This window comes from Agromyces cucurbitae, assembly GCF_058349945.1.
On the sequence record NZ_JBYRES010000004.1, the window covers coordinates 376449 to 392360 of the forward strand.

General features: G+C 69.8%; 12 protein-coding genes. 7 read left to right on the plus strand and 5 right to left on the minus strand.

The annotated features are described in order from the left end of the window. Positions 1–7: 7 nt before the first annotated feature. The 5 genes from AC3RJ6_RS16290 to AC3RJ6_RS16310 are packed head-to-tail and all read left to right on the plus strand — an operon-like array spanning position 8 to position 5715. A complete protein-coding gene (locus AC3RJ6_RS16290) occupies positions 8–1411 on the plus strand; it encodes an O-antigen ligase family protein (protein ID WP_491428152.1) in 1404 nt (467 codons plus the stop codon). Further along, a complete protein-coding gene (locus AC3RJ6_RS16295) occupies positions 1408–2664 on the plus strand; it encodes an O-antigen ligase family protein (RefSeq protein WP_491428153.1) in 1257 nt (418 codons plus the stop codon). The genes AC3RJ6_RS16290 and AC3RJ6_RS16295 overlap by 4 nt, the downstream gene beginning before the upstream one ends. A 57-nt stretch (positions 2665–2721) precedes the next feature. Continuing rightward, entirely contained in the window at positions 2722–3591 is an 870-nt protein-coding gene (locus tag AC3RJ6_RS16300) for an ABC transporter permease (RefSeq protein WP_491428154.1), read from the plus strand. Then, a complete protein-coding gene (locus AC3RJ6_RS16305) occupies positions 3575–4324 on the plus strand; it encodes an ABC transporter ATP-binding protein (protein WP_491428155.1) in 750 nt (249 codons plus the stop codon). The genes AC3RJ6_RS16300 and AC3RJ6_RS16305 overlap by 17 nt, the downstream gene beginning before the upstream one ends. Continuing rightward, positions 4321–5715 (plus strand): SDR family NAD(P)-dependent oxidoreductase, encoded by a 1395-nt coding sequence (locus AC3RJ6_RS16310; RefSeq protein ID WP_491428156.1) that lies wholly within the window; start codon positions 4321–4323, stop codon positions 5713–5715. The genes AC3RJ6_RS16305 and AC3RJ6_RS16310 overlap by 4 nt, the downstream gene beginning before the upstream one ends. Positions 5716–5809: 94 nt before the next feature. On the opposite strand, the gene AC3RJ6_RS16315 is transcribed toward AC3RJ6_RS16310, so the two are convergent. Then, positions 5810–6040, minus strand: a complete 231-nt coding sequence (locus tag AC3RJ6_RS16315) for a hypothetical protein (protein WP_491428157.1) — start codon at positions 6038–6040, stop codon at positions 5810–5812. Then, positions 6037–7608, minus strand: coding sequence for a LicD family protein (locus AC3RJ6_RS16320; protein ID WP_491428158.1), 1572 nt, complete (start codon positions 7606–7608; stop codon positions 6037–6039). The genes AC3RJ6_RS16315 and AC3RJ6_RS16320 overlap by 4 nt, the downstream gene beginning before the upstream one ends. 204 nt (positions 7609–7812) lie before the next feature. On the opposite strand from AC3RJ6_RS16320, the gene AC3RJ6_RS16325 reads away from it, so the two are divergent. Then, positions 7813–9735: a glycosyltransferase gene (locus tag AC3RJ6_RS16325; RefSeq protein ID WP_491428159.1), complete on the plus strand. Its 1923-nt coding sequence runs from the start codon at positions 7813–7815 to the stop codon at positions 9733–9735. Between the two features lie 81 nt (positions 9736–9816). Here AC3RJ6_RS16325 and AC3RJ6_RS16330 read toward each other — a convergent pair whose 3' ends face one another. The 3 genes from AC3RJ6_RS16330 to glf form a co-directional block, all read right to left on the minus strand. Next, on the minus strand, positions 9817–11730 hold the full coding sequence (locus tag AC3RJ6_RS16330) for a cell wall-binding repeat-containing protein (RefSeq protein WP_491428160.1): 1914 nt from the start codon (positions 11728–11730) through the stop codon (positions 9817–9819). Positions 11731–11766: 36 nt separating this feature from the next. Beyond that, positions 11767–13626, minus strand: coding sequence for a cell wall-binding repeat-containing protein (locus tag AC3RJ6_RS16335; RefSeq protein WP_491428161.1), 1860 nt, complete (start codon positions 13624–13626; stop codon positions 11767–11769). Positions 13627–13724: 98 nt separating this feature from the next. Next, positions 13725–14882, minus strand: coding sequence for a UDP-galactopyranose mutase (gene glf / locus AC3RJ6_RS16340; RefSeq protein WP_491428162.1), 1158 nt, complete (start codon positions 14880–14882; stop codon positions 13725–13727). Between the two features lie 153 nt (positions 14883–15035). On the opposite strand from glf, the gene AC3RJ6_RS16345 reads away from it, so the two are divergent. After that, a complete protein-coding gene (locus tag AC3RJ6_RS16345; protein WP_491428163.1) occupies positions 15036–15875 on the plus strand; it encodes an SGNH/GDSL hydrolase family protein in 840 nt (279 codons plus the stop codon). The last annotated feature ends 37 nt before the right edge of the window (positions 15876–15912 follow it).

Consider the following 15912-nt stretch of genomic DNA (forward strand, 5'->3'; position numbering starts at 1 on the left):
TGTCGGCATGACCCCCCTACGTCGTGACGCGCTCACGGGCGCGTATGCGACGTTCGCGCTCTTCACACTGCTCGCGGGCCAGTTCTGGCGCAACCTGCTCGGCTGGTGGGGCTTCGGCATCGTCGCCGCGCTCGTGATCATCGGCGGGGTCTGGCTCGTCGCCGCGGCGAAGCCCGCCTGGAATTGGCGCCGGGTGCCGAAGTCGACCCTCGTCTTCGTCGTCATTGCGACGCTCTCGATCGCATGGTCGTACTACCCGGGTGCTTCCGCGCTCGGCGTCGTGCTCACGCTCGTCACGACCTTCGTGGCGATCGCGCTCGTGCTCTGCCTGAGCTGGCCGCAGTTCGTGCGCGCCCTGAGCGCGGCACTCAAGTGGGTGCTCGCCCTCTCGCTGCTGTTCGAGCTCTGGGTGGCCGTGTTCGTGCGCGAGCCGCTGCTGCCGAACTTCCCCGACTTCGACGCGAGCGCCGAGAAGCTGCCCATGGCCTTCTACTGGTCGCGGGCACTGCTCTTCCACGGCGGTCCGGTCGAGGGCATCGTCGCGAGCCGCAACCTGCTCGCGATGGCGGCGCTCCTCGCGCTCATCGTGTTCGGCACCCTGCTCGCGGCGGGCACCATGCGCCGCGCGAGCGGTGTCTTCTGGCTCGTCGTCGCGGGTGCGACGTTCGCGCTGACGCGCTCGGCGACGGTGATCCTGGTCGCGGTCGTCGTCGCCGTCGCCCTCGCGTTCGCGCTCTGGGCGCGCCGCGTCGGACCCGATCGCCGGCGCGGCGTCTACTGGACGGCCGGCGGCGTGCTCGTGGCATCCGTCACCGTGCTCGTCGTGTTCTGGGGGCGCCTGCTCGAGCTGTTCGGCAAGGGCGACGACCTCACCGGTCGCATCGACATCTGGAACTCGGTGATCGGCATGATCGGCGAGCGCCCCTGGTTCGGCTGGGGCTGGGTCGGCTACTGGAACCCCTTCGTCGAGCCGTTCGACGACCTCGCCGTGCGCAAGGGAGTCACCTACCTGCAGGCGCACAACGCCTGGCTCGACGTCTGGATGCAACTCGGCATCGTCGGGCTGCTGGCGTTCGCCGCCATCGTCATCGGCGCGCTCTGGCGATCGTGGTTCCTCGCCGTCGACCGGCCCATGGATGCCTCGGGCCGGGCACTTCCCTATTCGGCCGCGGCCCTGCTTCCGGTGCTCATCATGGTCGCCCTCATCGGGCAGAGCCTGGCCGAGAGCCGGCTGCTCGTCGAGAGCGGCTGGGCGCTGCTCGTCGCGGTCGCCTGGGCGACGAAGCGCCGGCAGTGGGAGCCCGAGCCGCTCGAGGCCGGGTACGACCGGCGGCGGCTTCCGCGGGGTCGGGGCTTCGAGATTTCGCTGCGCTCCTCCTCGACCCGCTCGAACGAGAAGGACGACGCTTGAACTGGGCCGCGGTGCGCGAGTTCACGGGCTCGGCGCGGTTCGCCCAGGCGCTCGCACTCATCGCGATCGGGCTCGCGTTCTCGACGCACGCGGTGCGATCGCTCATCGGCTGGCCGGGCCTGCTCGCCGCCCTCGGCGGTCTGCTCGTGCTGTGCGCCGCGTCGCTCGTGACGCGGTGGCGGGCGATCGAGTGGTACGGCATCCTTCCGCTCACCATCCTCGTGTTCGTCGGCTGGAGTGCGGCGTCGATTCTCTGGAGCAACGCACCGCTCGCCTCCGCCGTGCGGGTCGCCTACCTCGTCGCGTATGCGGTGCTCGGCATCTACATCGCGCTCATGCGCGACACGATCCAGATCGTGCGCGCGTTCGGCGACACCTTCCGCCTGCTGCTCGGCGCTTCGCTCGTGCTCGAGGTGTTCGCCGGCATCCTCGTCGACCAGCCCATCGCGTTCCTCGGCATCGACGGGAACATCGCCGCGCTCGGACCGATCCAGGGCATCTTCGGATCGCGCAACCTGCTCGGGTTCGTGGCGCTCATCGCGCTCATCACCTTCATCGTCGAATGGCGCACGCACATCGTGTCGCGCAACCGCACGGTCTTCTCGATCGTGCTCGCGGCATTGTGCATCGTGTTCGCCGGCTCGCCGACGACCTGGATCGCGCTCGGTGCGGCGCTCGTCGCCCTCGCCGCGCTGTACGGCCTCCGCCGCGTGCCCGAGCAGAACCGGTGGCGGTGGCAGCTCGGACTGCTCGTGCTCGTCGCCGCGGCGCTCGTCACGGGCTGGATCCTGCGGATCCGCATCATCGAGCTGCTCGACGCGCGCGCCGAGTTCGACGTTCGCCTCGACCTCTGGCGCGAGCTGTCGCGGTATCTCAGCCTCAACCCTCTCCAGGGCTGGGGCTGGGTCGGCAAGTGGCCCGACGCGCCGCCGTACACGTGGCTCGAGGCGGGCGTCGGCCGGCCCCACGAGTCGGCGCTCAACGCGTACCTCGACGCGTACTTCCAGATCGGCGTGATCGGCGTGCTCGCGTTCGCCGCGCTCATCGGCGTCGCCCTCGTGCGCTCGTGGCTGCTCGCCTCGAACCGCCGCAGCGTCGTCTACCTCTGGCCCGCCCTCGTGCTGGTCGCGATCACGGTGACGAGTGCGGCCGAGAGCTTCGCCCTCTACGAGGGCGGCTGGATGCTCGTCGTCATCTGCGCGGTCAAGGCGGCACGCGACATGAGCTGGCGCGACGCGCTCAAGCGAAGCTGAATGTCTGCTTCACGCGAACGACGTTCTCACAGTCTTCGGCCGCATAGAATCATCGGGATGTCCAAGACCGATTCCGTCGACCTCTCGGCGTTCTCCGTACCCGGCACCAGCCGCGGCATCCTCGACGTCTTCGGCTACCGCTATCTGCTGCGGCTGCTCGTGCGCAAGGGAATCCTCACCCGCTATCACGGCTCGGTGCTCGGCTGGGCCTGGTCGTACGTCAAGCCGACCGCCCAGTTCTTCATCTACTGGATGGTCATGGGCGTGTTCCTCGGCCTCAACCGCGGCATCGAGGGATTCCCGATCTACCTGTTCTCGGGAATCGTCGTCGTCAACCTCTTCAACGAGGCGTTCGGCAACGCGACGAAGTCGATCGTGAACAACAAGGCGCTCGTCAAGAAGATCTACCTGCCGCGCGAGCTGTTCCCGATCGCCGACGTGTTCATCGCGTTCGTGCACTTCCTGCCGCAGCTGACGATCCTCGTCGTCGTCTGCCTCTTCGCCGGCTGGATACCCACGGTCGTGCAGCTCGCAGGTGCCCTGCTCGCGATGTTCATCGTGTTGCTCATCGCGACGGGCCTCGGCCTCTTCTTCGGCTCGATCAACGTGTCGTACCGCGACTCGCAGAACTTCGTCGAGCTCATCCTCATGTTCGCGACCTACACGTCGCCCGTGCTCTACTCGTCGTCGATGGTGCAGGACAAGCTGCCGCCGTGGGCCTACGACCTCTACATGCTGAATCCGCTGACTTCCGCGGTCGAGCTGTTCCACTCGGCGTTCTGGTACCCGACGACGTCGGAGACCCTCGCCCGCCCCGAGCACCTCTGGCTGCTCGCCGGCATCTCGGTCGTCGTCGCCATCGTCATGCTCGTCGTCGGGCAGCTCGTCTTCCGCCGCCTGGAGGGTCGTTTTGCCCAAGATCTCTGAGCTCGAGCCGCCCCGCATCATCATCGAGGGCGTGCAGAAGACCTACACGCTGCACCACACCCACTCCTTCAAAGAGACCTTGATCGCGTGGATCAAGCGCAAGAAGACCTCGACGTCGTTCGAGGCGCTCAAGGGCATCGACTTCACGGTCGGCGAGTCCGAGGCGGTCGCCCTGCTCGGCTACAACGGCTCGGGCAAGTCGACCCTGCTGAAACTCGTCTCGGGGGTGCTCCGTCCCGACAAGGGGCGCATCCTGACGCGCGGACGGGTCGCCGGGCTGATCGAGGTCGGCGCCGGGTTCCACCCCGACCTCTCGGGCCGAGAGAACGTCTTCCTCAACGCCGCCATCCTCGGCATGTCGAAGGAGGAGATCGAGGCGCGATTCGACGACATCGTCGAGTTCAGCGAGATCGGCGAGTTCATCGACACCGAGGTCAAGCACTACTCCTCGGGCATGTTCGTACGCCTCGCGTTCTCGGTCGCGATCCACACCGAGCTCGACATCCTGCTCGTCGACGAGGTGCTCGCGGTCGGCGACGCCCCGTTCCGCGAGAAGTGCAAGGCGAAGATCCGCGAACTCGTCGCGGCCGGCAAGACGCTGTTCATCGTGAGCCACGATCTCGGCATGGTGTCCGACATCTGCTCGCGCGGGGTCGTCATCCGGCGCGGCGAGATGATGTTCGACGGCCCCATCGACGAGGCCATCACGACCCTGAAAGGCATGACCCGATGACCGACCAGAACCGCACCTATGCCGTCGTGCTCGCCGGCGGAATCGGCGTCCGCGTCGGGCTCGGCATGCCGAAGCAGCTCATCCGCATCGCGGGCAAGGCGATCGTCGAGCACACGCTCGAGGCACTCGAGGCGAGCCCGCTCATCGACGAGGTGCTCGTGATGATGAACGCGGGTTCGATCCACGAGCTCGACCACCTGAAGACCGACCCGCGGTTCACGAAGCTGAGCGCGGTGCTGCCGGGCGGCGAGACCCGCAACGACACCACGAAGCTCGCCCTGGCGGCCCTGCCCGCCGACGCCGACCCCAAGGTGCTCTTCCACGACGCGGTGCGGCCGTTCCTCGACGACCGCATCATCGAGGACTGCGTCGCCGCGCTCGACGAGTACGACGCTGTCGACACCGCGATCCCGTCGGCCGACACGATCATCGAGGTCGACGACCGGTCGATCATCACCGGGATCCCGGCGCGGTCGCGCCTGCGACGCGGTCAGACGCCGCAGGCCTTCCGGCTGTCGGTCATCCGCAAGGCCTACGAGATCGCAGCCGGCGACGCCGACTTCGCCGCGACCGACGACTGCGGCGTCATCTTCAAGTACCTGCCCGACGTGCCGATCAAGGTCGTCGCGGGCACGCCCGAGAACATGAAGATCACCGAGCCGCTCGACATCCACATCGCCGACAAGATCTTCCAGCTGCAGACCACGTCGCTCACGGCCCACACCGCCGACGGCGTCGCCCCGCTCGACCTCTCGGGCAAGGCGGTCGTCGTCTTCGGCGGCAGCTACGGCATCGGCGCGAGCATCGCCGAGCAGGCCACCGCCGCCGGTGCGCGCGTGTACTCGTTCAGCCGCTCGACCACGCGCACCGACGTCACCTCGCGCAAGCAGGTGCGACGCGCCCTCAAGAAGGCCGCCGCCGACGGCCCGATCGACTACGTCGTCATCACCGCGGGCGTGCTCTCGATCGCGAACCTCACCGACACGTCGAAGAAGCGCCTGCGCAACACGCTCGAGACGAACCTCATGGCGCCCGCCAAAATCGCACAGGAGGCGTACCCGTACCTGGAGTCGTCGAAGGGCCAGCTGCTGCTGTTCACGTCGAGCTCGTACACGCGCGGCCGTGCCGGCTACAGCATGTACTCGGCGACGAAGGCCGGTGTCGTCAACCTGACGCAGGCACTCGCCGACGAATGGGCCGAATCAGGCGTCCGCGTCAACTGCCTCAACCCGCAGCGCACCCGCACCCCGATGCGCACCAAGGCGTTCGGCGACGAGCCGACCCACACCCTGCTCGACCCCGACCACGTCGCCGCGGTGTCGCTGCGGCTGCTCGACTCCGACCTCACCGGTCAGATCGTCGACGTGCAGGTCGCCTCGGCGAAGCGCTGAACCGGGCGGCGTCGCGAGACGCGTCGGCGGTGCACGTCGACGCTGCGCGACCCGCAGCCGGGGCGCGACGTCGCGGCCCGACCGCCGATCGGCGTCAACCGTTCGCCGGCGGCCGCTCCTCGGCCGTGCTGCCGGCCGGCTGCGCGCGCAGCCGCTCGAACACGAGGTCGTAGAGCTCCGCGATCCGACGCGAATCGACCCGCAGTTCGTCGATCTCGGCACGCAGTTCGTCGATCTCCGCCTGGAGGCGGGCGGCGTCGGCCGATCCGGCCGCGGCCGGACCGCGGCGCCTCAACTTGCGCAGTGCCGCCTTGATCCGGTTCACCGTGCCTCCTCCCGGGCCGCAGACGCGGCCCCGCTCATCTTGTGCAGTCCCACCGTCACGACGGTCCTCCGCCCGGCGGTCGTCTTCCGCACCTGCCGCCCGAGGACCGTGTAGCCGATGCCCAGCCCGGATGCCTCGTCGCGAAGCCATTCGAGCGGCAGGTGCCACGTATCGGGCCGCTGGTGGTCGAAGACCGCGGAGGCGTTCACCGCGAACGAGGCGAGGGCGACGGAGTCGGGGTCGAGGAGCGCGCGCAGCAGCAGGAAGGTGTTCGCACGTGCCTCTCTCGTCAACGTGTGCAGCACGTTCGAGAGCAGGAAATGGCGGGTGCCGTCGATCGCCGTCTCGTCGGCGATGAACCCGAGCACGGCCCGTCGATCGGCCAGGTTCAGCCGTCGCGCCTCGACGCCTTCGCGCATCGCCGTGGCCTCGACCGCGGTGCGCGCGTAGTCGACGGCGACGACTCGGCGGCCGGCCGCGGCGAGCGAGGCTGCGAGCGAGCCGTCGCCGCAGCCGAGATCGATCACCCGATCTCCGCGACGCGTCGCCGCCAGCATCCGATCCGTGTCCGCCCGCCAGTGGGTCGGCCGGCCGAATCGGACATGGCGCTCCCAGAAGTCCCGGTTGAAGTCGTACACGCCGAACCAGTTCTCGAACCGGCGCCTCGTCGACATCGGCGTCTCGAACCGGAACGACGGATCCGGGGTGCGCCAGTCGGCGCCGTAGCAGAGCGCGAGCCACGCGTCGGCGTCGGCCACCGACGGCACCGGTACCCCGTTCAGCTCGACCTCGTGCAGCGGCAGCAGCGAGGCATGCGCGAACTCGCCGCGCACCGCGATCGGCTGGTTGTAGACGCCGTGGTCGTGGAAGCCGAGGAAGAGGTCGACGTGCACCTCCGACCTCGTGACCTCGAGCGTACCCGCCTCGGCGAAGATCAGCTGCAGGTGCGCGTCGCTGTGCCGGATGACCTCGTGACCGCGCGCACGGATGCGTCGCTCGAGCTCGTAGGAGGCGATGGAGACGTCGCTCGGCGCGGCCTCGCCGAGGTAGACCAGCAGGTCGATGTCGTCGTCATGCGCGAGGATGGCACCCTCGCGGATCGCTCCGAGCAGTGTTCCACCGGTGATGGCGGCGGTGTAGCCGAGCTCGGCGAGGTCGGCGAGCACGGACTGCACCGATCGGACGAGCCGGCCGTGGAGGTCTTCGGACGGGGCATCCGTGAGCTTGCCCCACTTGTCGATGACCTGGCCGGCGGCCGCGAGATCGGCGAGCCCGTACCCGCCGGCACGATCGGGCAGCGAGTACCTGCCCTGTGCCAGCAGGCCCCCGTCGACCCGATCGCGCAGCGCGATCGAGCCCGTTCCGATCAGGTGGTCGTGCAGTGCCGACGGCCAGGGAATGCGCACCGCGCGTCGACCGCTGTCGGGCACGCGGATGCTCCACATCCGACGGCCGTCGATCTCGACGTCGACCGTCCGGCCGATCGCCGGTGAATCGAATCGGACCCGGATGCCGCGTCGCGTCGCCGAGACCGGCGCTCGCCGGTCGTCACGTCGGAGGAGGGTCACGAACACGCTTCCTTCGGGTGGACGGCGGCCAAGGATCATCCGATCCTATTCCCACTCGCCGCCCCGTGTCGTGGTCGAACTCCGGGTGAACGGCCGGTGCCCGGCAGTGCCCGCTCCCAGACTTCGCCGAACCGACCCAGTAGGCTCGTAGTCGCGCCGGGGGCCGCGGCGCGATCCCACGAGAACCACACGGAGCACCGCAGCGTGAGCGCAACCTGGAACGAGATCCAACGCGTCGTCTTCCCGCAGGACGCCGACCCCGACGTCATCTCCCTGTACGTCGACGCCGACGTCTGGGCGAAGGTCGGCGACCGCGAGGTGCGGGTGAGCGATCGCGCCCACCTCGACGACGTGCTGGGGCGCGACCGCTACCGCGTCTCGGCCGGCGACCGCGTCTCGTTCGCGAGCTACTTCAACGCCTTCCCCGCTTCGTACTGGCAGCAGTGGACGAACGTCGAGCGCGTCCGCCTGTCGGTCGAGACGAGCGGTGAGGGCAACCTGCTGGTCTACCGCTCCACGGCGCAGGGCGTGCCGCAGCGGGTCGCGTCGGAGCCGTTCTCGGGCTCCGTGCGCCACGAGATCGAACTGCCCGTCGTCACGTTCGGCGACGGCGGCTGGTACTGGTTCGACGTCGTCGCGGGCGACGCGGAGGTCGTCGTCTCCGACGGCCGGTGGGAGACCGATGCCCCCGAGATCCGTTCGGGCGGCGCCTCGATCGGCACGACGACCTTCAACAAGCCCGACTACTGCGTGCGCACCCTCGAAGCCCTCGCCGGCGACGTGACGGTCCGCGAGGTGCTCGACCGCATCTACATCGTCGACCAGGGCGATCAGCGGGTGGTCGACGAGCCCGGCTTCGATGCCGTCGCCGAGCGGCTGGGCGATCTGCTCACGATGATCGAGCAGCCGAACCTCGGCGGCTCCGGCGGGTTCGCCCGGTCGATGGCCGAGACCGTCGAGGCGGGCGCGAGCGACTTCCTCATCCTGCTCGACGACGACGTCACGATCGAGCCCGAGAGCATCGCGCGCGCGGTGCGCTTCGCGCGGCACACGACCCGACCCGTCGTCGTGGGCGGCCACATGTTCGACCTGCTCAACCGCCCGGTGCTGCACGCCTACGCCGAGACGGTCGACCTCAAGCCGTTCGTCTGGCACGCGCAGCCGCGCGACGAGACGCCGCACGACTTCCGCTTCTCCAACCTGCGCCAGACCCGGTGGATGCACGCGCGCATGGACGCCGACTACAACGGTTGGTGGTTCTGCCTCATCCCGACCGAGGTGATCCGGTCGATCGGCCTCTCGCTCCCGGCGTTCATCAAGTGGGACGACGCCGAGTACTGCCTGCGCGCCCGCGACGCCGGCTACCCGACCGTCACCCTGCCGGGCATGGCGCTCTGGCACGTGTCGTGGCTCGACAAGGACGACTCGATCGACTGGCAGGCCTACTTCCACGCCCGCAACCGCATCGTCGCGGGGCTGCTGCACTCGCCGTTCGCGAACGGCGGGCTGCTGCCGCGCGACAGCGAGCGGTGGGACCTCAAGCACCTGCTCTCGATGCAGTACTACCCCGTGACCCTCCGCCACCGGGCGCTCCGAGACATCCTGTCGGGCCCCGCGCACATGCAGCGCGGCATGTCGACCATCCTCGGCGAGCTGCGCGCCACCGCGGCCGAGTTCCCCGAGAAGACCGTGCTGCGCAGCGAGTCCGAGATCCCGATGACCGTCGAGGGCAAGCGCGTCTACCCCGTGCCGCCAACGTCGACCGGGCCGCAGGGGCCTCGCGGCATCCCGCTCGTGGTGTTCACGGCGCAGATGACCCTGCGCCAGTGGTTCACGCAGCCGTCGCCGAAGAACGTGGCGGAGCCGCAGGTCGAGCTGTCCAAGCGCGACGGCACGTGGTTCCGGCTCCCCCACTTCGACAGCGCGCTCGTGTCGACGGCCGACGGCTCGGGCAAGGTGCGCTACACGCGCGACCCGAAGACGTTCCGCCGGCTGCTGCGCGAGAGCCGCCGCCTGCACCGCGAGCTGCGCAAGCGCTGGCCCGAGCTCGCCCGCGAGTATCGCGCCGCCCTGCCCGAGATCACCTCGCCCGATGAGTGGGCGCCGCACTTCACGACGAAGAAGTAGGCCCGCTCTCCCTCGGCGTCCGGCGGTCGGCGACGGCCTCGGCGGCGCCGATTTCGGTGTCGCCGGAGTCGTCGTCTGCGCTCAGCAGAGCACGAGTCGCGCGACGCGGTCGCTGAGCGCACCCGGGCCGCCGAGCAGCGTGAGCTGGGTCACCTGCTGCTTGAGCAGGGCTGCGCGCACCGCGCTCGGCACGCAGGTGCTGCGGGTCAGGTAGAGCGGCTGCTTCACGTGACCGGCCGCCGCGGCCCCGCTCAGCGCATCGGGGTAGGCGAGGCCGGTCGCCACGAACGCGTTGGGGCTCGTGGTGAACACCGAGTTGACCGCGACGCCCGTCGCGTAGCGATCCGCGCCCGCGTAGCGCTTGACCGTGCGCTGGTCGTCGAGCTTCGACTGCACGCCCGACGACACCGCACCGGTGCCGCCGGCGATGCGCACCTCGCGCACGCCCAGGGTGCCGAGCAGCGAGAGCGTTGCGGCGTCGACCGTGCTCGCACGCCCGTCGAGGAGCACGACCGGGGCGCCGATCGAGCCGGCCGCGGCGCCCGCCGTCAGGCCGTCGGGATAATCGCGTCCGGTGGCGACGTAGGCGACCGTCGAGGCGTCGAAGGCGAAGTCGGCGAGCCGCCTCGAGGTGTCGTACCGGTCGGAGCCGCCGATGCGCGTGACGGGTGCGATCGACCCAAGCGTCGAAGCGACCCCGGAGGAGATCACGCCGGTGCCGCCGACGACGACGATCTGCTTCGGCTTCAGGCGCTTGAGCTCGGCGACCGTGGGACTCGGCACCGATGACTTCAGGGTGAGGAGGAGCGGGCCGCCCTGCTTCGCCGCGGCGGGAGCCGCCGTGAGGGCGTCGGCGAAGTCGAGGCCCGAGGCGACGTAGGCGACCGGTACGCCCGCGGTCGGGTAGCTCGCCTTCGAGATCGAGGCGGCGGTCTGGTAGCGGTCCTCGCCCTCGAGCCGCTTCACGGGAATGGCGGTGTCGACGCGGGGGTCGCCGAACCAGTCGCGGTACATGCGCCAGAAGTTGCGGTTGCCGTACGCCGAGCAGCTGTCGCCCGTGCCGTACAGGTTCGCGAGCGCCGCCACGTTCGGCTGGTACGGCGTGTAGTAGTAGAGTGCCGCGGTCGCGACGTTCTTGATCCTGACGAGCGACGAACCGCAGCTCGAGTCGGGGTTGTACTGGATGCGGTTGTCCTGGCCGACCTTGATCCAGGTGAACGACCCCTCGGGGTTGCCGTACCAGGTGAGCTGGCGGGCGGCGGCGAACACCTGGTTGAAGAAGCCGTAGTAGGTGGAGTCGCACGACGACGTGTCGGGGCAGCCGTAGCCCATCGCCTTGCGCAGCACGCCCGAGGTGGGCGCCGGGTCGGTCAGCAGCGACTGCTCCTTCTGCAGGGTGACGAGGATGACCTTCGCGCTCAGTCCGCAGGCCCGCTGCACCTTGTAGATCACGCGCGCCGCCGACTCGCCGCGTGCCCCCTGGTAGGTCGAGCAGGTGCCGAAGCTCCACGTCCTCGTCGGCGTGTCCATCTTGAGCTTCGCGAGGCACGTGGAGCTCGTGCAGGTGCCGACCATGCGCTGCAGGAACGCCTGGATCTCGGACTCGGTCATCGCCGCGCCGTTGCGGAAGTTCGCGTCCGAGATCAGGTTGCCCGCGGTGAACGGCGACGTCGCGGTCGCCGAGAACTGCGTGGAGGTCGCCGAGAACTGCGTGGCGGATGCCTCGCTCGCGGCCTCGTCGAGGGCGGCCTGCCGATCGGCGGCGGCCCGGGCGTCGCCCGGCACGTCGGTCGCAGCCTTCGCCGCCTGCTCGGCGAGATGCGCTTCGTACAACGAGCGTTCGTCGACCGTGTCGTCACCGGTCTCGGGTACCGATGCGGGAAGGGTGTCGACGACGGCCGCTCCGGGCGGTGCCTCCTCAGCGGCCGCGGGCAGCGCCAGCGACGCCGCGATCACCGCCCCCGTGATGATTCCGATGATCGTCGTCTTCAACATGATGCACTCCCCCGAGTCGCGGCCCGAACCCGCGACTCAACACGACACTAGCTTGGCTACGCGATCGCCGAGCGCTCCCGTGCCGCCGAGCAGGGTGATCGACGTGGTGCCCTTCGCGAAGACCGCGGTGCGGATCACGGGCGGCACGCACGACTGCTGCGACAGCAGCAACGGGTCACCCGCCGCCCCCGCCGCTGCGGCGCCCGAGAGCGCGTCGGGGAACGCCGCACCCGTCGCGAGGTACGTGTTCGCCGTGGTGCGGAACACCGAGTTCACGGCGGCGCTCGTCGCGTACCGGTCGTTGCCGGCGTACCGCTTCACCGTGAACGAGGCCGCGAGGTTCGACTGCACGCCCGACGAGACCGCGCCCGTGCCGCCCGCGATGCGCACCTCGGCCACGCCGAGCTTCTTCAGCAGCGACACCGTCGCGGTACCCGCCGTGCGCGCCTTGCCGTCGACGAGCACGACCGGGACGTCGATCGCACCGGCGGCGGCGCCGGCGCTGAGCCCGTCGGGGAAGTCGCGCCCCGTCGCGACGTACGCCGTCTTCGCCGAGCCGAACGCATCGGCCGCGATGCGACGCGACGTGTCGTAGCGGTCGACGCCGCCGATGCGCTTCGCGGGGGCGATCTTGCCGAGCGCGGTGGCGACCGAGGCGTTGATGGCCCCCGTGCCGCCCACGATCACGATGCGCTGCGGTGCGAGCCGCTTGAGTTCGGTCAGCGTCGACGACGGGAGCGACGTGGTGGCCGACAACAGCAGCGGCCCGCCGGCATGGGCGGCTGCCGGCGCCGCGGCGAGCGCGTCGGCGAACTGCAGGCCGGCGGCCACGTACGCGACCGGCACGCCCGCGGTCGGGTACGAGGCCTTCGAGATGGCCGCCGCGGTCGCGTAGCGGTCGGCGCCCTGGAGCCGCTTGACGGTCATCGCGGAGCCGGCGCGCGGGTCGCCGAACCAGTCGGTGTACATGCGCCAGAAGTTGCGGTTGCCGTACGACGAGCATGAGTCGCCGGACCCGTACAGGTTCTTGAGGGAGGCCGCGTTCGGCTGGAACGGCGTGTAGTAGTAGAGCGCCGCCGTGGCCCGGTTGGCGATCATGACGTTCGATCGTCCGCATGCGTCGTTCGGGTTGTAGTCGATCGGGTTCCACTGCCCGACCTTCAGGTAGGTGAACGAGCTTCCCGCGGTGCCGTAGTAGGTGAGCTGTCGCGAGGCGAACGCGACCTGCTTGAAGAAGCCCGCGTAGTCGGGGTCGCACGAGCTCGTGTCGGGGCACTCGTACCCCATGGCCCGCGAGAGCGTGCCCGCCGACGGGGCGCGGTTCGTGAGCAGCGACTGCTCCTTCTGCAGGGTCACGAGGATGACCCGCGCACTGAGCTTGCACGCCTTCTGCACCTTGTAGATGATGCGCGCCGCGGTCTCGTCGGCCGCGCCGACGTAGTCGGTGCAGGCGCCGTAGCTCCAGTCGATGTTCTGCGTCGTCTGCCGGTAGTTCGCGAGGCACGAGCTGCTCGTGCACCCGGCGCCCATCTTCACGAGGAAGGCCTGGATCGCGGCTTCGCTCATGGCGTTGCCGTTGGAGAAGTTCGCATCGGCGATGAGGTTGCCCGCGGTGAATCCCGTCGCCGCGGTCGCGGCCACCGTCACCGAACCGGATGCCTCGGCGAGCGCCCGATCGGCGTCGGCGCGCGCCTCGGCGTCGGCCTCTGCCGCGGGGTCGCCCGGAATCGGGTCGCCGGCGGTCGCCGCCTGGCCGGCGAGGTGCTCGCCGTACGCGGCTTGCTCGGTCGACGTGGACGCGGGATCGGGAGTCGTCGAGTCGGCGGCCTGCGCCGGCGAGAGGCCGACGAGGCCGGCGAACACGCCGACGAACACTGCGATCGCGAGCTGCTTCACTGCGGCACCACCTTCGGGGAACCCCGCGGCGGCTCCGGGTTCGGGCCGGTGGAACAGTGCGGACGCAGGGATCCGTGTCCGAGCCTAGCGCGCCCCGCTCAGCGCGCGAAGCGCTCGACGAGCTTGTTCTGGAACATGCTCAGGGCGGAGCCGATCGCCATGTGCATGTCGAGGTACTGGTACGTGCCCAGCCGGCCGCCGAAGTAGACGTCGGGCTCGCCGTCCTGCAGTTCGCGGTACGCGAGCAGCGCCGCGCGGTCTTCAGGGGTGTTCACCGGGTAGTACGGCTCGTCGCCGCGCTCGGCGAAGCGCGAGAACTCGCGCATGATGATCGTCTTGTCGGCGGGGTACTCGCGCTCGGGGTGGAAGTGGCGGAACTCGTGGATGCGGGTGTACGGCACCGAGGCATCCGCGTAGTTCATGACCGACGTGCCCTGGTAGTCGCCCACCGGCACGACCTCGCGCTCGAAGTCGAGCGTGCGCCAGCTGAGATGCCCTGCCGACGAGTCGAAGTACCGGTCGACCGGCCCCGTGTAGACGACGGGCACGTTGCCGACGACGGCCGCCTTGTTGAACGGCTGCGACTCGTCGAAGAAGTCGGTCGAGAGCGCGACGTCGATCTTCGGGTGGTCGGCCATCCGCTCGATCCACGCGGTGTACCCGTCGACGGGAAGGCCCTCGTGGGTGTCGTTGAAGTAGCGGTTGTCGTAGTTGTAGCGCACCGGGAGGCGGCTGATGACCTCGGCCGGCAGCTCGGTCGGGTCGGTCTGCCACTGCTTCGCGGTGTAGTCGCGGATGAACGCCTCGTAGAGCGGGCGCCCGATGAGCGAGATCGCCTTCTCCTCGAGGTTCGCCGCCGACTTGGTGTCGAACTCGTCGGCCTGCGACGCGATGAGCGCCCGCGCCTCGTCGGGCGAGTACGCGGCACCGAAGAACTGGTTGATGGTGCCGAGGTTCACCGGCAGCGGGTACACGACGCCGTTGTGGTTCGTGTAGACCTTGTGCACGTAGCTCGTGATGCTCGTGAACCGGTTGACGTACTCCCACACCTTCTCGTTCGAGGTGTGGAAGAGGTGGGCCCCGTAGACGTGCACCTCGATGCCCGTGGTGGGGTCGAGCTCGCTGTAGGCGTTGCCGCCGATGTGGTCGCGTCGGTCGATGACCTGCACGCGGAGGCCGAGTTCGTTCGCGGCGCGCTCCGCGATGGTGAGTCCGAAGAACCCGGATCCGACCACGACGAGATCGACGTCTGCCATGCTGGTCCACTCCTGTCTGTCGCCCGGATCGGAGAAGCGCCGGCGGGATGCGGCAGAGCGGGCCAGTGGACGATTGTACCGGGCGTACCTGACTCACCCGTTCGCGCGGTGCTCGCAGTCGTTTCTCACGATCGGGCCGAATACGATTCGTTCATGCCCCGTAGAACGCGAACCCGAATCCTCCGCGTCGCTGCGACGGCCTCGGTGTGCGGGCTCCTCGCGCTGGGCCTCGCCGCCTGCGCCGGAGACGCGTCCGCCGGCGAGCTGCCCTGGTTCGCGCAGCCGACGACGACCCCGGCGACGGACACCCCCGCAGAGCCGGCGGCAGCGAGCACCGAGCCCGAGACGGCCCCCCGAGTGCTCGTCATCGGCGACTCGTACACCGCCGGGTACGGCGTGCCGGCCGGGACCTCCTGGGCACGGACCGCCTGCCGCGAGCTCGGCTGGGACTGCGTGATCGACGGCGTCGGCGGCTCCGGCTATCTCCGGGCGTCGGTGCAGGACCCGACGGGTGCCCCGTTCGCCGACCGCCTCGAACTGTGGTCGGGCCGGCTGGCCTTCCGCATCGACGCCGTCGTGCTCGAAGGCGGCCTGAACGACGTCGACTCAACGACCGTCGAGGTGCGCGAGGCGGTCGCGAACACCGTGGCCACCGCGCAGAGCCGGTTCCCCGGGGCCGACGTGATCGTCATGGGGCTGACGGCGCCGGTCGCGCAGCAGGACACGAGGCTCGCCAACGCCGCCGCCGTGGCCGCCGGCGCCCGCGAGGCGGGTGCGACCTTCATCGACACCATGGGGACCGACCGCTGGCTCGACGCGACGAACTCCGACGGGTTCGACCTCGGCGACGGCCTGCACGTCAACGCGGCCGGCCACCGGTACCTCGCCGACCGGTTCGCCGCCGCGGTGCGGGAGCTCGAGAAGGACGGCTCGGCGATCGGCGCGGACGACGCGACCGAGACCGACGCGACCGCGGAGGCCGTCGCGGGCTGAGCGCGCCGGCCGCGGCGCCATCGCGGCTGAACCGCAC